Below are 549 nucleotides of genomic sequence, written 5' to 3' on the forward strand. Positions count from 1 at the left end.
CAAGTATTGTTTTCTTATTTAACATAGATTTTGTTGATGATTTTATAAACACTGTTGTTAAATTAATTATTATGAACAATAACTATATAACAATGAATTTTAAAGACATATCAATGGACGAAATATTAAAACAAATTGAACAACTTAAACAAGAACAATTTACAGAAAATATTTATGATATTATTTCAGAAGATGAACAAATAACACATAAGATTCCTAATGATGATAATGATGTAGATAATGCAAAAGAAAAAGATAATGATGATGTATTGCAGAATATTGCAAATGATGAAGAAAATGAAGATTCATCTAATGATAATAAACAAAAAGATTTAGTTACAGTAAAAATATATGAAGCAGATAATACGCATGATGATGATTTATTAACTCATTTATTAAATGAAGATGAAGAATCTGAACATAATGATGAAGATGATATTCATGATTTAGTAAATAATATTGAAGATGATGGGTTATTTGATTTAGATTTAGAATCAGATAATGAAGAAGAAATTGATGAAAAAGAAGAAAAACAAGTAAATGAAATGT

The 549-nt window shown here is 22.4% G+C and carries 1 protein-coding gene; it reads left to right on the plus strand.

The genetic code is table 11. The features are described 5' to 3' along the window. Positions 1-113 precede the first annotated feature (113 nt). Positions 114-549: hypothetical protein (locus ACP5P5_RS13750; RefSeq protein WP_428286686.1), on the plus strand; the 436-nt coding region annotated here is incomplete at its 3' end.

Origin of the sequence: Hydrotalea sp., assembly GCF_049968455.1 — a bacterium.
GTDB lineage: Bacteria > Bacteroidota > Bacteroidia > Chitinophagales > Chitinophagaceae > Hydrotalea.